Below are 18,398 nucleotides of genomic sequence, written 5' to 3'. Positions count from 1 at the left end.
TCTGTCTGTCTGTCTGTCTGTCTGTCTGTCTGTCTGTCTGTCTGTCTGTCTGTCTGTCTGTAAAATTGTAATGCGACACAAACATATTTGTCAATCCCTTTCGCTTAGAATCTCGAATCGTTTGATGCGAAATTGCTCACATTAACTATGACTTCAATTATGGCATTTAGATTACATCAAAACATCATATGAAACATAGCCTTTAGCAACTTTTTTATCAATTATATCATAGCGCGTTTTTTTGAATTTCGCAACCCCTAAAAATGCAATTCGCATAAAAGTGAAGTTATTATAGGTTATTATTGCTTAAAATGCAAGTACAAAATTTTTGGTTTTTCGATGTTAAAAGCTGGGGATATTCCGCGGTTTGCGAGCCGCGTCTTCGGAGCAGTAGCTCCGTGGAAACCCCGGAAATGTTTGGTCGAGCAATACAATGAGGTTATTTTTCAGCGCTGTTTTGAGCTTTGTATATAAGCTCACTTGACAATTTAATTTTTTTGAGTTCTTGGCGGATTTTATCTCCCTGTTGGATCGGAATTTAGAACATCCAACCTTGATAAGATTTATCAATTCCGCAGAAATCAGTGGTGGTTATGCGGTGGTTTTCGAGTCGACTGATGCAAAGGGCATAGAGCCGCTTAACTCTCCCGACCACAGATAGTTTATGGATATGCCGACTGAAAAAAACTAGATGATAAAAAACGACTGCACGGTTAAAATGCAGTCGTTTTTTCAGAGATTCTTTCTAAATATGCATGAAAAGAATTTATCGCGCAATGCTAAAAAGGCCTTGCATAAAACCCCTTAAAGTGCTACAATACGACAGGGTAAAACAATCTCACATTGAATGATTATATGTTGGGAGTTTATACAAATGACATACAGCGACATATTTATGGTACTGGGCGGGTTAGGCCTATTTTTATTCGGCATGAAAATGATGTCGGACGGATTGAAACTCGCTGCGGGCGATCGTCTGCAAACTATTTTGCAGCGCGCGACCTCAAATCGGTTTCTAGCCGTTATCGTCGGCATCCTCGCCACCATTGTTATCAATAGCTCGACGGCTGTCACCATTATGACAGTCAGCTTTGTTAACTCAGGGATGATGAATTTAATGCAAGCCATCGGCATTATTATGGGTGCCAATGTCGGCACGACATTCAGCGCACAATTGGTCGCGTTCAGGCTTGATACCTACGCACCGCTGTTTATCTTTATCGGCATTATGCTGCATATGTTCTTTAAGAAAAGGAACATTCGGAATATCGGCTATATTGTGCTGGGCTTCGGCGTTTTGTTTTTCGGCATTACCGTCATGGGAACACCGCTGCGAGGACTTGCCGATGATCCGTCGTTTAATACGCTCTTAACCACTTTTGAGAATCCGTTACTTGCTATATTGGCCGGCTTCGCATTTACTGCTGTCGTCCAAAGCTCATCGGCAACAATGGGGCTTTTGGTGACACTGCACATTGCCGGCGTGCCGATTCCGTTTGAAACATCGGCCTTTATTATCTTGGGCATCAATATCGGCACCAGCATTACGACAGTCATCGCCTCTATTCCTGCCAATCGTCAAAGCAAACGTGCTGCAACATTTCATATCATGTTTGATATCATCGGCACCACCATTTTCGGTTTGTTAATTTTTATTTTCCCTGCCATTTTGAGCTGGTTTCAAGCAACTTGGTCGGAGAGCGCGCGCCAAGTCGCAATGTTCCATACGCTGTATAATATTGCAACACTGCTTCTCATCTTACCGTTTGTCAAGTACGCTTCTAGGTTGATGGAAAAAATAATCCCATTAAAACCCGAAGAAATGAACGCCGCTTATGAAAAGAAATTATTATACCTCGATACCAACACCGCACCGACAGCAGCAACTGCGGTGTTCAACGCCCATCTGGAAGTGTGCCGCATGGGAAAAATCGCAAACGAAAATCTGGCGTTGGCGTTAGACGCGTTTTTTGAGAAAGATGCCGACAAAGCCAATAAAGTATTTGAACACGAAAAGGTCGTTGACTACTTGAATCACAACATTGCATCTAAATTGGTTTGGATAAACAATACGATATTATCAAACCCCGAAGCTGAAAAAGTCGGCAAAATGTTCCAGCTGTTATTGGACATCGAAAGAATCGGCGATCATGCTGAAAATATTGCGGAGTATGCACTGTGCATTGAAGATAATAATATAAAATTTTCCGATGCCGCTACACAAGACTTAATGAAGTTAGGTGCTTTAACGACACACCTCACAGAAAAAGCCTTATCTGCCTATGAGCTACAAGATGAATCTCATCTGCAGCAAACTACTGCGTTGGAAGAAGAGATAGACAGTTTGGCGGCACAATGCACAGAAAACCACATCAGCAGATTGAAAACAGAGAGCTGCGACCCCAAAGGCGGCATTATATTTACTGATATGATTATCGATCTAGAGCGCAGCGCAGACCATGCGTATAATATCGCATCAGCTGTTAAGAAATAGCGAGGACTGTACCAAAACAATCCCCCGGCGAGGTAAATTGCCTCGCCGGGGGAATCATTTTTACAACACCACACTCTCAGCAAAAACGCATTCTGAGGCATGCTTGACCGCAATATAAATGCATTTCTCTCGCCGTTTAACAGCCAATGTCAATTGGGCATTCTCCTTGCGCGCCATCGTCTTTTCAAATCCTTTTTCGAGAGCTTGGACAACTCCGATGGCGGCCTGCACCGATATATCAGTCAACAAATCAAGATCGGCATGAATAACAGCGTGATGCGCTACAGCCGCCAACATATGCCGGCGCAAAGCAATATCAACACTTTCATTTCTCACGGACACAGTCAAGCTACGCTTTGCTCCATCCCGCCCAATATTTCGAAGCAAATTTGCGATAACATTCACATTATCGCTGTCATCTGCCAAACTTGCAAGTTCATTAAAATAACGATGATGCGTGTGCACCAGGCCCCATAGCATTTCATTGATGGCTGTCAAATTCTCATTTTCCAAATCCCGCAACACCATTTGTTCACACAAAATTACACACCCCACATTATTTGCTTCGTGAGATAATTATATAAGAAATTTCCTGCTTTTACTACCATTTCCAGCTGTATATTTTTGTACAATTTTGTCTTTTTTATCATTGCCTGAATTCATCTGTCAGTTCATCTGTCAATTCTTTTACTTTTTTTTCTAAAAATGCCTCAAACTCATCGTCCCCACGTATCCGCTGTCGCATGTGCTGCAATGCATTTGGTAATGCCAGCAGTCCCTTTACCGTCTCGTCTTTTAACTCTGTTAAAAGCAACAAAGTATAAATATCTTCAAGCAACTCACTTCTGCTTTTTTGGAATAGCATTTCGAATTCGGCATCCAATTTTCGCCGCAACCTTTCCCTGTTTCCTTGCGGCGAAAAGATGCTGATGACATTTGTTTTATAAATAGTCAGAACATCATTCTCTAATTTCAGCTGCACTTCACCGCAGACCGGAAAACCCAATCTGTCAGCAAAATGCTCAGGAATTTGCACATCGAAGCCTGGCAAAACCGCCACAGTTTCTAGGTTTTTCCCATTTTCCCTTTGCAAGGTGACATTCCCATCTTTTAACTTGGCATACAGATGGTCTCCACATTTTATTTCCCATACCTTGCTGATAGATTTCGGGATCGTTAGAAATCCTTCGCGCTCAAAAACACTCGTCGTCAATATAACATCCATGCCTGTCATCCCCTTTTTGTATAGTATACCATATTTCTTTGATTTTGTCGAAATTGTACTTTTTTGGACAACGGTTGAAAATTGCATCTATCTATGATAGAATGCACTATCGGAGGTGTGGACATGAGATATGACAAGCGATACAAGGTTCTCATCGTGGAGGATGACGTGAATTATTCCGGCCCCTTGCAATTGTGTATCAGCCGCAGCGATGATTTTTCTGTATTATCGATAACGACCGGCGCCGATGAGGCATACAAGCTTGTTCAAACCGGTTTGCCCGACGCAGTGATTGTTGACTTAGAACTTTCCGATGGCGATGGACTGAGCCTGCTTAACAAAATTCGCCAGACGGAGTGTGATTTGGCAATCAAGCCTTATCTGTTGGTTGTAACAGACTTTGGCGACAAAAGCATGGCGCTCGCCAAGGCAAAGGATGAACTCGCCGATTTTATCATCAAAAAACACAATCACTCATACAGCCCCGACGCCGTGTTGGAACACTTACGCTTGATGTCTAACTTTTTCCATCGCAATAAAGAACCGTACACGCAACAAAAGTACAGCGAACTGGAAACGGAAGCACTTATTCGCGCCAGAATCGACAGCGAACTAAGCCGTTATTACATATCACATGGCAACCCCGCCAGAGAATATCTGGAAGAAGCCATTTACCGCGTCTTGCAATACCCAAAATCGAACCTTGTCAAAATAAACAAAATCATTGTCCTTATCTCCGCTAAATTTTGCAAGCAGCCACAGGCAGTAGAAAAAGCCATTCGACGTTTGTTGTATAACGCTTTTGAAAAAACTGACACCGAGGATTTAAGCAAAGTCTACACTCCTTATATTGATATTGGCCGGGGTGTTCCCACCAGTAAGGAATTCATCCTTTACACCGCCGATAAAATCCGTAAAGAAAAGATTTTCTGATAACATAATCACACCAAAAGACACACATTGAAATGTGTGTCTTTTTTCTTTCGATAACTTGCAAAACTTGCTTATTTTCGCTTCATTTTTTTGACAGGTTTTTTGCCTTCAAGCCCTTATACTTCAATTGGTTGGCGCAATGCCAAAATTGAAATGTAAGACGAAAGGAGGCATCGGCATGGCTAGTTTTATTCGAGCGTTTAACAGGATAGTTTTTAATCGATAATTTTTGCTGCAATAGAGGGAATAGGATCTGTTTTTCGACTGTAAAACGGCACCCTGTTCCCTTTTTTGTCGCTTCATGTTATAATAGACAAAAAGGTAAAGGCGGGTTATCATGTTATTTGTTCATACATTCATGAGCAATCTACTACTCGGCATCATTATCTTATTATTTTATCAGAAAATCATTCATGCCCACTCAAATAAGACCACCCCTATTTTGATGGCATCTTTTCTTTTTGCCGTTATCATGTTTTTATCACTGGGATATGTCGGCGAACCATTTAGGACAGTCGCAGGAGTTGCCAGTCTTGGCTTATTTTTTCGAATAACACAACATTCCATAAACTGGGCAGCACTGATATTGGCTTTTTTGTTTGGACACTGCGCATGGATGGCATCGGCGTTCGTATCCGCCGCACTAGGCTCTATTTTTCAATTTTACGATACCGACGCGTTCTTTGTTTTAGTGATATGTGTCGAAACATTAATTTATTCTGCCATATATAAAATTATTAAATTAAGAAATGGCATTCCGGCAATACACGACAAGGAGTTCAAGGGCATTGTTTTTGCATTTGCCGGAATTATTGTAACATTTTGGGGCGGATACCTTATCGCAGGACCTTATGCACATGAAGCAGACCATCTTTTGTTTTACACGTCAGCGATTGCGCTCGGTCTTGTCATCCTTGCCTTAACCATTTTGATTATTTATTTAATCAAAAAACATCGTGAACGCATATCGTTTGACGCACAGTTCAAAGATTTAGAGCGCCAAGCTCAAAATCTAAATGGACAGCTTGGCGACCTGACCAGTGAGCAACACAAATATCGAGGCATTATTTCAGCTGTCGGCATTTCCCATCAAGCCCTATTGGAAGAATTAGACGACTTAAAAGCCAGCACAAGCAACGACCGTTCGTCAGACAAAGTCTTTCGTCTCGGGGTGATTGAAAAACGCTTAGACGCCATTCGTCAGTTCGCCGATGAAACGAGCCAAGAGCTCGCAATAGACGATACAAAAGACGCGATCTCCCTGCCTGATGAGTGGTATCCCTTGCAAGCTTTGCTGGAAGAAATGATAAGAGATTGTGCCAAGAGAAATATTCTATTCGCTGTTCAAAATCGAGCGTCATGGCACTCGTTGGCGGCATCTAAAATGAAATTTACCGCGCTTGTCGACAATTTAGTCAGCAATGCTATTAAAGAACTAGACCAAACCAAAGCAACATCAAAACAAATCGTCGCCACGTTTTCTGAAAAAGGCGGCATATTTCGGTTTGAAATCATCGACAATGCCCACGAGTTCCCCATCCATATCTTGGCAAAGCTGGGCCAGCACGGCAATAGCACCAACGGCACGGGCAACGGCTATGCCGAGATTTTTGCTTTTCTCGCCGAGAGCAATGCCTCTTTCTGCATTGAGGAATGGCAATACGGCCATAGCGGTGCAGGCAAGATGATCAGCATTGCGTTCGACGGCGCAGCTCGGTCAGAAATTATTTCAAAATATCGCCAAGAAGTGCTGTTGACGGCATTAGCCGGCATGGACTTAATCGTGCTTTGAGCAAAAAAGCATACATTTGCGCCACTATTGCCTTTCTGGTGATAATGCCGTATAATAAAAGTATCAACTTATTCCATGGAGGTAGCTGCAATGGCACGCCGACGGCGCTCATATATTTGGACAATTATCATCATTCTGCTGGCTGGCGTCTTCGTCGTTTCAGGCGTGCAACTTTGGCGCTACTTTTCCGAGCAGCGCGATGTCCGCGCACAATTTAACGCGCTGGCATCACAAATCGAACGACCGCCATCGCTGCCGCCGCAAGTGCCTAATGACACGCCACCGCCCGTATGGACAACATATGACCAATACGGCATGCTATTCACGCAAAACCCTGATATGATAGGGTGGATTACCATTGACGGCACAAACATAAACTATCCCGTTATGCACACGCCTGATCGCCCGAATTTCTATTTGCGACGCAATTTCGAGGGTGAAGATTGTCGATTCGGCACACCTTATATCTTCGAACACGCCTCCATCGATCCACACAGCGACAACATTACCATTTTCGCGCACAACATGGGCAATGACCGCATGTTTGGCCAATTGCTGAATTACAGACAACAATCCTTTTTTGCTGAGCATTCACTGATTACTTTCGACACACGCGCCGGGTTCGGCATGTATGAAATCATCCTTATCTTTATCGCTAACCCGACTCAATTTCCATATCACCAATTTGTCAATGCCGCAGACGAAGCTGAATTTGACGACTTTCTGCGCCGCTGTATCGAGCTTTCCCTGTATGACACAGGCCTTACTGCGGTCTATGGCGATAAACTGATTACACTTTCAACCTGTATCAACTCACGACCAGATTATAGGTTGGTTGTTGTCGCGCGAAAAATATGATCACATAGTAAAAAGGCAAGTGATGCCTCGCTTACCTTTTTATTATGCTACTCGACCTTGCTTGCAAACGAATTGCTTAGATTAAGCCCAGGCGTTTGCGGCAATTTCCCTCTGCCGGGCAACAGAAAGACCTTCAATGCCACAATTAACCCGACAAACAGTATACTGAACACACTGACGAGGAACGCGTTTTGAGAAATAAATCTTGACAACCTGCCAAGGAATAAATTGTGAAACACCACGCGCCCTGCAATGGTATCAGGTACGACAATCTCTCTGTCCGGGCGAATATTATCAACACCTTGCGTTTGAAAGCCTCGTTCTCCTATTCCCTCGTAATCCTCGATAATTTCAATGACCCTATGTGTAATCGTGCGGTTGCGGCTATCGGTAAATGTAATATCATCGCCAACGCGGACTGCATCTGGGTCAACACTGCGGATAATAATCAATGAGTTCATCGGAATTTCGCTGTCCATACTATCGCTGATGACTCTCAACGCAGAAAACCCAAAGAAATAACGTGGGGAATCATCGCCAACGCCGCTGAAAATGCCCACAACAACAAGAAAAAGAGCCAAAACCGCATAGAAAAGAATGCCGGAAATGCGTGATTTAAAAAGAAAGCGCCGGAATATCTGTATCAAACCACCTTTAATGCGACCATTCAGCATTTGATAGTCAATGGCAACATAGAGGGAGGACAGCTCTTCTTGCTCTGAGGTTTTTGCATGTGCTATTTCAGGTTCCGGCGGGCATGGCAAAGGCGTGTCCGGTAGCATTTCAAGCGTCTTTTTATCATCAATAGTGTCATGAGAGGTTCTTTCATCTAACGGCGCCATGACAGGAGGCATACTGCCGCCAGGCGCAACAGTCGGTTTTAATGGGCCTTTTGGCGGAGGCTTTGGCGGACGAAAATGACTTGCCATTCTCTCCCCTCCCTTCTGTTTTTGCTTCGCGCCGGATGACATAAGTAAAGAATGGTATACCTCAAAATATCATACTTATCTATTTCCGTCAACCGGTATTTTAGCTCAAACGATATGTAGTGCTTTGCTTTTCATAAACTACAAGATAGCAGAAATCCCCACGAAACTTTCGTGGGGATTTCTGCTTAACCCTTGCAACCACAACCGCAGTTAGGTGTGCATCTGCAAACTTCACCGCAACCGCACGGGCAATCACATTTATTCTCTTTCAGCATGACATTCACCTCCTTTTGCATAAACAGCCTTCGTTTGTATTCCACAATCCATCCAAGAACGCCGTCAGTTCATTGATGACGTCACGATTGAGCCGGTAGTGCATCCACTTCCCCGCTTTGCACCCCAGCACAATGCCGCAATCACACAAAATTTTCATATGATGCGATAGCGTAGGCTGCGACACATTAGCATTCTCCAATAAGTGACAAGCACAATTTTCATCGCAGTCACAGTTTTCATTGCGCGCCAACACACGGAGAATTTGCAAACGATTGGGATCAGCCAATGCTTTCAAACGGGTGACTTGTTCTAGTTTTTGATTGTCCATAGTTGCACCTCACATCGAAGACTGTCTATATGATATCATATACATTGGCAATCGTCAATATGTATTTGCAAAAAAATTTTATCTTGTAGAGCTGCAGAATACTGCTCCTAAGACATCATGCCGCTTTTTCTGTCTTTATTAATGCAGCCCACCGCCCGCTAATTGCCAACAATGCCCAAAAATACGCCACCATATACGGCACTTCAAAGACATTTTCAAAAAAGCAATGCACCAAGATGCCCACCGCACCACAAAAAATCGCGGCAGGTAATACTTTATCAGTACGATTTTCCCGCGTGGCGAAAATGCTTCGCGCGGCGTTCCACAAGCCACTTAGGCAAAGGAAAATAAAGCTCAGCAAACCAAGCAAACCCATCTCGACAAGCGTCTTGACATAATAGTTATCCATATAAAAATAATTCATTTCAGGGATAACTTGGTTGTTCATTGCCGTCGCACCGCCAAAGCGACCCAAACCGAATCCAAGCCAAACATTGCCCTCGCGCCATAGATTCATACCAAAATCCCAACGCATATCGCGCCCTGCCAGCGCCGACGCCGCACGAAAATCTTCCGAGAACATAAAAGCAATGCGCCCGCCCACCGCCGGAATTGACATCGCAAGCAGTATTGCACCGCCCAACAAGAGCAACAATCGGCGGTCAACAATCAGCGCAAACAATAGCAACGCAACGGCCAAACCAATCCACCCGCCGCGCGAAAAGGTTAACACACTCGCCAACGCCATCGCACCTACGCCTGCCCACGCCACAACTTTCAGATAAAAACTCTTCCACCTGTACGCCATTGCCGCCATCAATGGAACCCATAGAATAAGCAATGAACCCATAACATTGGGACTGCCAATGAATGAAAAAGCCCGCGTGCGAATAAATTCATTTTCAACGCCGGTAACCCAACGTCCCGGCATCGGCACGCCTGTGGCGTACTGCCAAATGCCGTGAAACGCCACAATTAAGCCCAACACCAAAAATGGGTATAGAAAAAATTTAATGTCCTCACGCGTCTCAACCAGCCATGTCACAAAGAAAAAGAAAAGCATAAACTGAATCACTGTACGCAAACCCGTAAAGCCAATCAACATATCAGGCGAATTGACCAACCACAAGAATACGCCAATTGCCATAAAGAAAAGCATCGGCGCATCAATGCCGGTAATGCCATCAATTGTGCGATTTGATTGCATGCGCCGCGCGAGAACAATCGCAATGCCCACGGCAAACAACACGGCATCCCACAACGCGGGAACCAGCGGCGTGGGTGACACGGCGCGCAGAATAACATCTATAGGCAAATATAATGCCAACACCACCAAACATGTTCGCCGCACAGAAAAGGCCAACAGGCTGTTGTCACGCGCCTCACGCCACCGCAAAGCATGGGCAAGCCGCCCGAGTAAACTGTTTGTCCAACCGCGCTTGATTGCCTCACCCGCAGGGCGAAGCCTGTTGTCTGCATGCCGCACAATCCTCGCATAGCGCGAATGCGCTGTCGCACAATCACGCCGCAGCAAACGGCAAACAATACCAGCAGTATAAGATTGCGTGAACATACGCACCATTGCCTGCAATACTTGATAAAACACACTCTGCTTGGCAACACGCGTGACCCATGCCGTACAGCGATGGGTTACACTATATTTCCATGTTTGCAGCTGTTGCATAGGCTAACCGCGTTGCCCGCGGTCGATAATGACAACAGATGGGTCTGGCTCCCAGCCCCAAGTTGCGGGATCATCTATACTAAATTCTTCACCTTCTTCAAGATGATGCCCAAATTCAAAATCAATGTCATCAAGATGAATGGGGTCACTCACCACAAAATCAACCAATGTGCCATCGGCTTCAATGAGCCGCGACTTGACCCAAAACCGTTGCCCAAGACGAATTTCCTGTGAAATCATAGAGTAAATGGGAACTTCCGGCTCCAGGAGCAAGCCACGCGACTCAAACCACACATCTTGATGTCCGCGCGGATCTACGGTCGCAACAGGCTCACCGTCGGCGGTCGACCCCAAGACAACAGTCGGCTCACTCCACGCATCGACAAAGAAAAAGTTTGGCAAGTAATCTGCACCCACTACATACGGGGTGTTGGTAAAGCGCGGAATAGCGGCAAGCAAATTCTCAGCCACCTCGGGCCGAACATTTTGCACCTGCACAGTAAACGCTACCTCCACAAAGTACGGTTCCGATGCTTCCTCTTGCTTTGCCGCACCATAGCCATATTCGCCGCCGCCAAGGAAAAATACCGCGCCTGCAACAACGACAACAGCCAAGGTCACAAGCATCAACAGGTCAACCAAGTTAATCAATCCAAAGAGTTTGCCTTTTTCGTTGATGATTTTCATAATTTTCTCCTACATTACAGTAGTTTGTCCCCAATATCGGCAACACATGCCAATCACTAAATAGGGGGTAAAATCTTGTCATATTGTAGCATAACGCACTATATATTGTCAAGCAGTTTCTTCCACTCACAACAATGCAAACGTATAAACAGGCGTGAAACCGCACCACCTACTTGTCGTATCATAAAAATCATGCTATACTATTTTTTATGATATTTAACCGCAAAGCCACTTTCAAAATGCTGTGGCCGGTCATGCTCGAATCGTTGCTTGCCACAGCGGCTATGATTATCTCGACAGCTATGGCAACCGGCATTTCGGCCAGTGCCACAAGCGCTGTGGGGTTGGTTAACCCTGTCAATTTTCTTTTTATCGGGCTGTTGATGGCGTACTCATCAGGCATTACTGTCGTTGTGTCACAGCGCATTGGCGGCGGCGACGTGAAAACGGCGGGCCAAACAGCCATGCAGGCCATTATGGCATTGGTTATGGGCGTAACGGTCGTTTCTGTGCTGCTTGCCCTGTTTGGCAATCCGCTCATCGGCCTGCTTTTTGGCGGCGCAGGCACCGAGACCATCGCACAGACCAACATCTATTTCCGTTACATTGCGCTGTCAATGCCGCTTTGGGCAGCGTATTCGGGCTTGGCAGGCTTAATGCGCGCTACGGGCAATAACGTCGGCCCCATGCTGGCTTCCATTATAGGCAACATCGCGTTGATTGCCACAATATACGCCTGCCGCGGGTTGGGCATGGACATCGACGCGCTCGGCTGGGGTATGGTTGCCAACCGCTTGGCAGCGGCGGGCGTGTTGGTGTTTTTGCAATGGCGCGGCATCGGAACGATTTACTTGTCAAAAATCACTTTTAAGCTCAAGGCCGCGCTACTCGCGCCTGTGCTGCGCATCTCAATCCCCGCCAGCCTGGACGCTTTCTTTTTCAGCGGCACAAAGCTGTTGGTTATGGTTTTTATGGCCGACATGGGCGACATCGTCCTCAACGCCAATATGGTAGGTTCCAACGTCGCCGCGCTGATTTTGCTGCCGGGCGGAGCGGTCATGACGATAGTCGTCACCATGGTTGGCCAAGCCTACGGTGCGAAACGCTACGACGAAGCGCGGAAGTATATGCTCAAAATGATTGGGCTGGCGTGCCTGTTACAAACCGGTGCAGCACTGCTCACTCTCCCGCTGATGAATACACTCATCAACATGAATATGGGACAAGCCGCACAATATCAAGACGAGATCACCTCTTTGGCACGCACAGTCATTTTACTGCTCGCTGCCACAATGCCGCTTTTTTGGGCACCTGGCTTCGTGGGGCCAAATGCCTTGCGCGGAGCGGGCGATGTGCGCTACACCGTTGTCGCGTCCCTAGGCTCGCTGTTTATCGTGCGGTTGTTCGGCGCGTGGTTCTTGGGACGATATTTGAACTTAGGGCTGATCGGCATTTGGCTGGCGATGGCTGGCGACTGGGTAGCGCGAAGCGCAATATTTATGCCGCGAGTGTTGGGCAAAAAGTGGATTCCCAAAGAAGACGAAGAGTAGGAGCCGGTTATTTAACCGGCTCCTACTCTTCGTCATGATAATCATGCCACGTAAAGGCTCTGACAACGCCATCGCTAACCCTGCTGATTTGACCATACACCCCACTGGCAATCAGTTTCCTCGGGCTTTCCCGTCACTTCGGCAATGTGCGCTATCCACTTATACGCCTTTTCATTCAGTTCAATAGTGAATTGCTTCATAAACGCGTCCTCCCAATTTTCGATAACAACACGATAACATATAGTTAGCTGCAAGTCAAGCCTTCGTAGTGTACCATAGTGGTAGCATAATGCAAAGGAGCTGCTACCATGTATAATCATAGAATACAGACCGGAATTCGCTTTGAAGAAGATATGCATATTAAAATTACCAAAATCGCGAAGAGAAACCGCCGCTCTCTCAACGCACAACTTGAATTTCTCGCGGAAAAGTGTATTGATGAATTCGAGAGAGAACACGGTGAAATTCTCATTAGCGAGGATGAACGCGGGTTGCCGTAGGGTATATTACGCAAAAAACAGGCGGCAGTTGTATAACTGCCGCCTTATTGATTCAAAAAAATTAAAGCCTTACGCCCCCATCTACAGCTAACGACAACCCCGTTACATACGCCGCCGCAGGCGACAGTAAATAATCGACAGCCTCGGTCACTTCTGACGGCTTGCCCAACCTGCTCAGCGGAATGTCGAGCAGCGCATTGTCGCTGCGGACAACATGGTTGGGAAAATCAATCACGCCGGGCAAAACAGCATTAACTGTAATGTTGTGCTTGGCAAGCTCCTTTGCCTTGGTGCGCGTCATGCCTTCAACGGCAGAAGTCAACAATTCGTCGCGCGATTTGCTGACCAACCCGCACGGCAAAGATACCGTAATCATTCGCCCTTGCTTGCCCTGTTCCATTGGCCACGCCGCCGCTTGGATTAAATCCACAAGTCCGTGAATTTCATTTTGCGCGCCGGGCAAAAAATCGGCATCATCAATAACGTTAAACCATTGCCCCTCACTGTTGTAACCCACATTGCATATCAACACATCCAACCGCTGGAAAAACGTCAAAATGTCAGCAATCCACTTGCTGCAAGTGCCGCTAACGTTAATATCGCCCGACAGCAGCAAGGTCTCCACACCCTGTACGGCACATAGCCGCTCAAGCGCACGTGCCTTATCAAAGTCATCACAACATGCCAACGCAATAGCATATCCCTTGCGTGCCATATGCTTAACAATCTCAACACCCATCACGCCCTCAACGCCGGTAATCAACGCAACTCGTTTATCCATACGCATAAATATTATATTTTAGACGCTGCGTCAGCCGCTGCTTGGAGTGCCGCCATTTCCTCAGGCGTTCGCTCTCGCGGGTCTTTGCGCGGCGGATGACCGCAACTGTAACAGAGCTGGCGAGACGCAGTATTAACCTGCCCGCATTCGCGGCATTTCCAACGCTCTACTAATGCCTGCCCACATTCGGGACAGCTTTCCAATGTTTCAAGTACATTGGCGTGGCAGTGCGGACACTCTTTTGTGCCTTGGCTTGTGTAGTACGACAGATGCGCCACTTCTTTGCTGATAACCGTCTCTGGATACATAAACCAACGGAACATAAAAACTTGGCGTATAAAGAGCAGTGACGCCGCCAACGACAATAGAGCAATGCCCGGCAATCCAAACGTAATGATATATCCCACCGCGAGATTAAAGCCCAAGAAAATCAGCATCAACAGCAAATAGCTGCCTGCAAAACTCCACGCAGCAACCCGCAGCAACGCCATACCGCGCAGACGCTCATTGTCTTTGTCCTTATAGCTCAGCACCAATCCAAACACACCCAAGCCCAACAATAAGAGCTGCACCACCAAAATAAGCGGCACAGCATATGCCACCAATGCAATCGTACCATCGGAAACCCATTCCGGTACATTTGGAATGCGGCGCCGCGCGATTTGCTCAGCAAGGTTGTCGCTCAAAATCGTCGGCATCTCGCTCGGATTGAGAACATGCTCAATACCGGCACGGAAACTGCTCGGGTCATCGCCGACAAAAATTTCAGCATAACTCGACGGCTCCATCAACTGTGTCACCGTTGTACGCATGGTTTCGGGACTGCGCGTAACAACTTGCACACTCGGCACAACATTAAGCTGCGGAATCAAAAACGTCAACAGGAAAAAAGCAAACAACACAATAATGTTCCGTTGTTTCCGCCGTGCGTCGCGTATATTGGTAATAAACAGGCGATGTGCTGATGACTCCTCGCCCACGATGTTTTTTTGTTCTGCCATGATGTGATGACCTCCTGTATCTTGCTAGACAACCGTGCCGAATAGTTTTTCTATTATACAGCATGCGGGAGGCTAGTGTCAAGGGGAAAAATAGGCTATGCTTATAGAACTCTAATCCTCAAGATCCCCTCAATGCCTTCTAACTTTGCCACCGCGTCACTGTCGAACGGCGTCGCACTGTCGAGCAATGTGTAGGCATAATCTTTCTTCGATTTATTCTGCATATTCTCAATGTTGATGCCGTTGACGCCGCAAGCCGACGTAAGCGTATTGAGAATGTTAGGCACATTCTTATGCGCCACACAGAGCCGGTGCGGAAACTCTCGCGCCATCGACACATTGGGGAAGTTAACGCTGTTGGCGATGTTGCCGTTGACCAAATAGTCTTGCAATTCATCGGCCGCCATCACCGCACAGTTGTCTTCACTCTCCGGTGTTGATGCACCCAAGTGCGGAATGCAAACAATATCTTTATGCCCCAACATTCCCTCGTTGGGGAAGTCTGTGACATATCGTGCCAGGCGGCCATCCGACAACGCTGATAAAATATCGTCATTGCTGAACAAATCGCCGCGCGCCATATTGATGATTCGCAATCCCGGCTTTGCTGCGGCAAGTGCCTCTTTAAGCTGTGCCTTGTTATCCGGCGTACTGGGAATATGCAGCGACACATGGTCGCATTCACTAAACAAGAAATTCAAGCTGGGCGCAGGCTTAACAGCGCGACTGAGTTTCCATGCGCTCTCAGCACTCATAAACGGATCGTAGCCGTAAACTTCCATATCAAGCGCGTACGCCGCGTTGGCCACCGGCGCGCCAATCGCGCCTAGTCCCAACACGCCAATTTTCTTGCCTTTCAACTCAGGCCCGACGTAGTTTGACTTTCCTTTTTCAACGGCCTTGGCCACCTCTTCGGTGCCCTGCAGCGACTGCACCCACGCCATACCGCCGTAAACGTCACGCGAGGCCAGCACCAGCGCGCCGAGGCAAAGCTCTTTCACGGCGTTGGCATTCGCGCCCGGCGTGTTGAAAACAACAATGCCAGCTTCGGCACACGCATCGACAGGAATGTTATTTGTGCCCGCGCCCGCCCGCGCAATGGCTTTCAAGTTTCCACCCAGCTCAAAGCCGTGCATATCGGCCGAGCGCAAGATAACGCCATCGGGGTCGGCATGATTATCCGCGCAAGTAAATTTGTCGCTCGGCAAGCGGTCGAGACCGACTTTGGCGATTTTGTTGAGCGTGAGAATGTTGAACATAGTTTGTTCCTCCTAAGTTGATTTATAAATTTTTGTAATCACGCCGTGAATGTGGTTTCCTTTGTAGTCCTCAAGTTCAAAGGCTTGCCCCTCTTTGATATCGGGCCTTATAATACCATATGTCTTGCCCAAGAATTCAAGTTCAAAGTATTTTACTTCACCATTAAGCACAGCAATGCCTAGCAAAACAGGATATGACTCTCCGTCGCTGCTAAAACGCAGATCGTAGGTAGAGTAGTCGTACACAACGTGTTCAGGGCACGCCATGCCCGTAAAGTCAAGCTGCGCTTGTATATCAAACGCCACTTCTTTGAGCGGTGGCACAGCCACCATGGCGGCCGAGATAAAAATCGCGCCGGCCTCTGAGCTGCGTTGCTCATCCATATCCATCACGGCAAAGATTTTCTTGCGCCGTCCCAACGCCACCGGCATCGAAAAGAGAATGCCCGGCAAAAAGAACAGCACCAATATCGTCAGCAAAAACGGAATAAAAAACGCGTCCGACCCCGTTGATTCCCAAAAAACCACAAAGGCAATAGCCGCCAGAATGCCGGAGAAAAACTTTAATGCCCTTGACCAACGTTTTACGCAATGCTGTTTATATTTCACACGAACAGACAGCCGTACACCGCACTCCGCACACTTGATTGTACCCACACGCCGCCACGCCACCCACATGAGAAACTGAAACATAAAGGCGTAGAAACGAAGAACATCTCTAAAACCACTGCTTCCCGCATGCCAAGGACTTATGCATTTCTGCCCGCAATGCGGGCATATGTATCGGCGTTTTTTCTTTCTCACCTTGGGGTATTTAATGTTCGGATTGGCCATATTACCCGTTTGCCTTCGCAAACTCGCCCATAAACTCCGCCAGTGTTTCAACCCCTGCCATCGGCATGGCGTTGTATATTGATGCACGCACGCCGCCTGCCGAGCGGTGCCCCGCCAGCGTCAGCATATCCTTCTCGGCGGCTTGCTTGACAAACAGTTTATCCAAATCCTCGTTCGGACAACGGAAAGTCACATTCATCAGCGAGCGGCTGCCCTTGTCGGCAACCGGCGTATAGAAATCGCAGGCATCCATCGCGTCATACAATACAGCAGCTTTCTTTTTGTTATGCGTTTCCATGGCAGGCAACCCGCCCATGGTTTCAATCCATTCTAACACCAAGCCCAGCAGATAAATACCGTACGATGGCGGCGTGTTGAGCATCGAATCGTTGTCAGCCATGCCGCGCCAGTTCATCACTGATGGTACGATTTCCGATGCCCCATCCAGCAAATCATCGCGCACGATAACAACCGTCAAGCCTGCAGGCCCCATATTTTTTTGCGCACCTGCGTAAATCACACCGTACTTCGACACATCAATCGGCTGGCTCAAAATGCTGCTCGACAAATCACACACCAGCGGCACATCACCCGTCTGCGGAAGATACGGCCATAGCGTGCCGAAAATGGTGTTATTGCCGCAATAGTGAAAATACGAAGCGTTGGGGTCGAGCGTCAACTCACTCTGCGCCGGAATAGCGGCATAGGGCTTGCTGTCGCAGGCGATATTAACCTCACCATACTTTTTTGCTTCCTGCATGGCCTTTTTAGCAAAGCTGCCGGTAACAGCATAATCAGCCTTGCCCGTACGCCCCATCAAATGCATGGGAATCGATGCAAATTGCAACGTTGCACCGCCTTGCAGAAACAACACTTTATAATTATTGGGAATGCCCATCACATCACGCATTCTCTGGACTGTCGCCTCATAAATTCCTAAGTACAGCTTAGATCGATGGCTCATTTCCATCACAGACATCCCTGTCCCTCGATAGTCCAGCATTTCCTCCGCTGCGCGTTGCAACACGAACTCCGGCAACATCGACGGCCCGGCTGAAAAATTGAATACACGTCCCATGGCAATTTCTCCCTTATGTCTGTTTTCTTGCTCGTTATTCAAACGGCAAATTACAGTATAATGTATACGCGCCCAAAAAGTCAAGAAAAAGGCTTGCAATTTTTGAAACTTGTGGTATACTATGTATTGAAGTGTTGTGTTGGAGAGTGGGGAGACCCGCTCTCTTAATACTTCTTAGGTAGTGTATAG

17 protein-coding genes are annotated in these 18,398 nt (G+C 47.0%); 6 read left to right on the top strand and 11 right to left on the bottom strand.

Annotation, left to right across the window (positions count from 1 at the left end; genetic code table 11):
* Positions 1 to 874 precede the first annotated feature (874 nt).
* Positions 875 to 2,494, top strand: coding sequence for a Na/Pi cotransporter family protein (locus FWE06_02460; protein MCL2546044.1), 1,620 nt, complete (start codon positions 875 to 877; stop codon positions 2,492 to 2,494).
* 60 nt (positions 2,495 to 2,554) lie between these two features.
* Here the strand turns inward: FWE06_02460 and FWE06_02455 are convergent, their stop codons facing one another.
* Both FWE06_02455 and FWE06_02450 read right to left on the bottom strand, forming a co-directional pair.
* On the bottom strand, positions 2,555 to 3,049 hold the full coding sequence (locus tag FWE06_02455) for a hypothetical protein (protein MCL2546043.1): 495 nt from the start codon (positions 3,047 to 3,049) through the stop codon (positions 2,555 to 2,557).
* Between the two features lie 91 nt (positions 3,050 to 3,140).
* On the bottom strand, positions 3,141 to 3,719 hold the full coding sequence (locus FWE06_02450) for a hypothetical protein (GenBank protein MCL2546042.1): 579 nt from the start codon (positions 3,717 to 3,719) through the stop codon (positions 3,141 to 3,143).
* A gap of 123 nt (positions 3,720 to 3,842) precedes the next feature.
* On the opposite strand from FWE06_02450, the gene FWE06_02445 reads away from it, so the two are divergent.
* From FWE06_02445 to FWE06_02435, 3 genes are all read left to right on the top strand, one after another.
* A complete protein-coding gene (locus FWE06_02445) occupies positions 3,843 to 4,652 on the top strand; it encodes a response regulator (GenBank protein MCL2546041.1) in 810 nt (269 codons plus the stop codon).
* A 337-nt stretch (positions 4,653 to 4,989) separates the two neighbouring features.
* A complete protein-coding gene (locus FWE06_02440) occupies positions 4,990 to 6,444 on the top strand; it encodes a hypothetical protein (protein ID MCL2546040.1) in 1,455 nt (484 codons plus the stop codon).
* A gap of 90 nt (positions 6,445 to 6,534) precedes the next feature.
* Complete coding sequence (locus FWE06_02435; protein ID MCL2546039.1) at positions 6,535 to 7,302, top strand: class B sortase; 768 nt, start codon at positions 6,535 to 6,537, stop codon at positions 7,300 to 7,302.
* Positions 7,303 to 7,349: 47 nt separating this feature from the next.
* Here FWE06_02435 and FWE06_02430 read toward each other — a convergent pair whose 3' ends face one another.
* The 4 genes from FWE06_02430 to FWE06_02415 form a co-directional block, all read right to left on the bottom strand.
* On the bottom strand, positions 7,350 to 8,231 hold the full coding sequence (locus FWE06_02430) for a signal peptidase I (protein MCL2546038.1): 882 nt from the start codon (positions 8,229 to 8,231) through the stop codon (positions 7,350 to 7,352).
* A 280-nt stretch (positions 8,232 to 8,511) separates the two neighbouring features.
* Complete coding sequence (locus FWE06_02425; GenBank protein MCL2546037.1) at positions 8,512 to 8,835, bottom strand: metalloregulator ArsR/SmtB family transcription factor; 324 nt, start codon at positions 8,833 to 8,835, stop codon at positions 8,512 to 8,514.
* Positions 8,836 to 8,950: 115 nt separating this feature from the next.
* Entirely contained in the window at positions 8,951 to 10,519 is a 1,569-nt protein-coding gene (locus tag FWE06_02420) for an O-antigen ligase family protein (GenBank protein MCL2546036.1), read from the bottom strand.
* A gap of 3 nt (positions 10,520 to 10,522) precedes the next feature.
* Positions 10,523 to 11,206 carry a DUF4330 domain-containing protein gene (locus FWE06_02415; protein ID MCL2546035.1) on the bottom strand — a complete coding sequence of 228 codons (684 nt, stop codon included), beginning with the start codon at positions 11,204 to 11,206 and terminating at the stop codon, positions 10,523 to 10,525.
* 209 nt (positions 11,207 to 11,415) lie between these two features.
* Here FWE06_02415 and FWE06_02410 point away from each other — a divergent pair, with 209 nt between their 5' ends.
* Together FWE06_02410 and FWE06_02405 are read left to right on the top strand one after the other, a co-directional pair.
* On the top strand, positions 11,416 to 12,756 hold the full coding sequence (locus tag FWE06_02410; GenBank protein MCL2546034.1) for an MATE family efflux transporter: 1,341 nt from the start codon (positions 11,416 to 11,418) through the stop codon (positions 12,754 to 12,756).
* A gap of 308 nt (positions 12,757 to 13,064) precedes the next feature.
* Entirely contained in the window at positions 13,065 to 13,256 is a 192-nt protein-coding gene (locus FWE06_02405) for a hypothetical protein (GenBank protein ID MCL2546033.1), read from the top strand.
* Positions 13,257 to 13,317: 61 nt separating this feature from the next.
* Here FWE06_02405 and FWE06_02400 read toward each other — a convergent pair whose 3' ends face one another.
* The 5 genes from FWE06_02400 to serC all read right to left on the bottom strand — a co-directional run bounded on the left by FWE06_02400 (position 13,318) and on the right by serC (position 18,209).
* Positions 13,318 to 14,037, bottom strand: a complete 720-nt coding sequence (locus tag FWE06_02400; protein MCL2546032.1) for an SDR family oxidoreductase — start codon at positions 14,035 to 14,037, stop codon at positions 13,318 to 13,320.
* Between the two features lie 11 nt (positions 14,038 to 14,048).
* On the bottom strand, positions 14,049 to 15,038 hold the full coding sequence (locus FWE06_02395; protein MCL2546031.1) for a hypothetical protein: 990 nt from the start codon (positions 15,036 to 15,038) through the stop codon (positions 14,049 to 14,051).
* Positions 15,039 to 15,139: 101 nt separating this feature from the next.
* A complete protein-coding gene (locus FWE06_02390; protein ID MCL2546030.1) occupies positions 15,140 to 16,297 on the bottom strand; it encodes a 3-phosphoglycerate dehydrogenase family protein in 1,158 nt (385 codons plus the stop codon).
* Positions 16,298 to 16,309: 12 nt separating this feature from the next.
* Complete coding sequence (locus FWE06_02385) at positions 16,310 to 16,954, bottom strand: hypothetical protein (GenBank protein MCL2546029.1); 645 nt, start codon at positions 16,952 to 16,954, stop codon at positions 16,310 to 16,312.
* 178 nt (positions 16,955 to 17,132) lie between these two features.
* Positions 17,133 to 18,209, bottom strand: a complete 1,077-nt coding sequence (gene serC / locus FWE06_02380; protein MCL2546028.1) for a 3-phosphoserine/phosphohydroxythreonine transaminase — start codon at positions 18,207 to 18,209, stop codon at positions 17,133 to 17,135.
* Positions 18,210 to 18,398 lie beyond the last annotated feature (189 nt).

Source organism: Oscillospiraceae bacterium, from assembly GCA_009780275.1.
Classification (GTDB): domain Bacteria; phylum Bacillota; class Clostridia; order Oscillospirales; family UBA929; genus WRAI01.
Note: the sequence above shows the minus strand (reverse complement) of the source record. Positions and strands in the feature narration are given on the sequence as shown.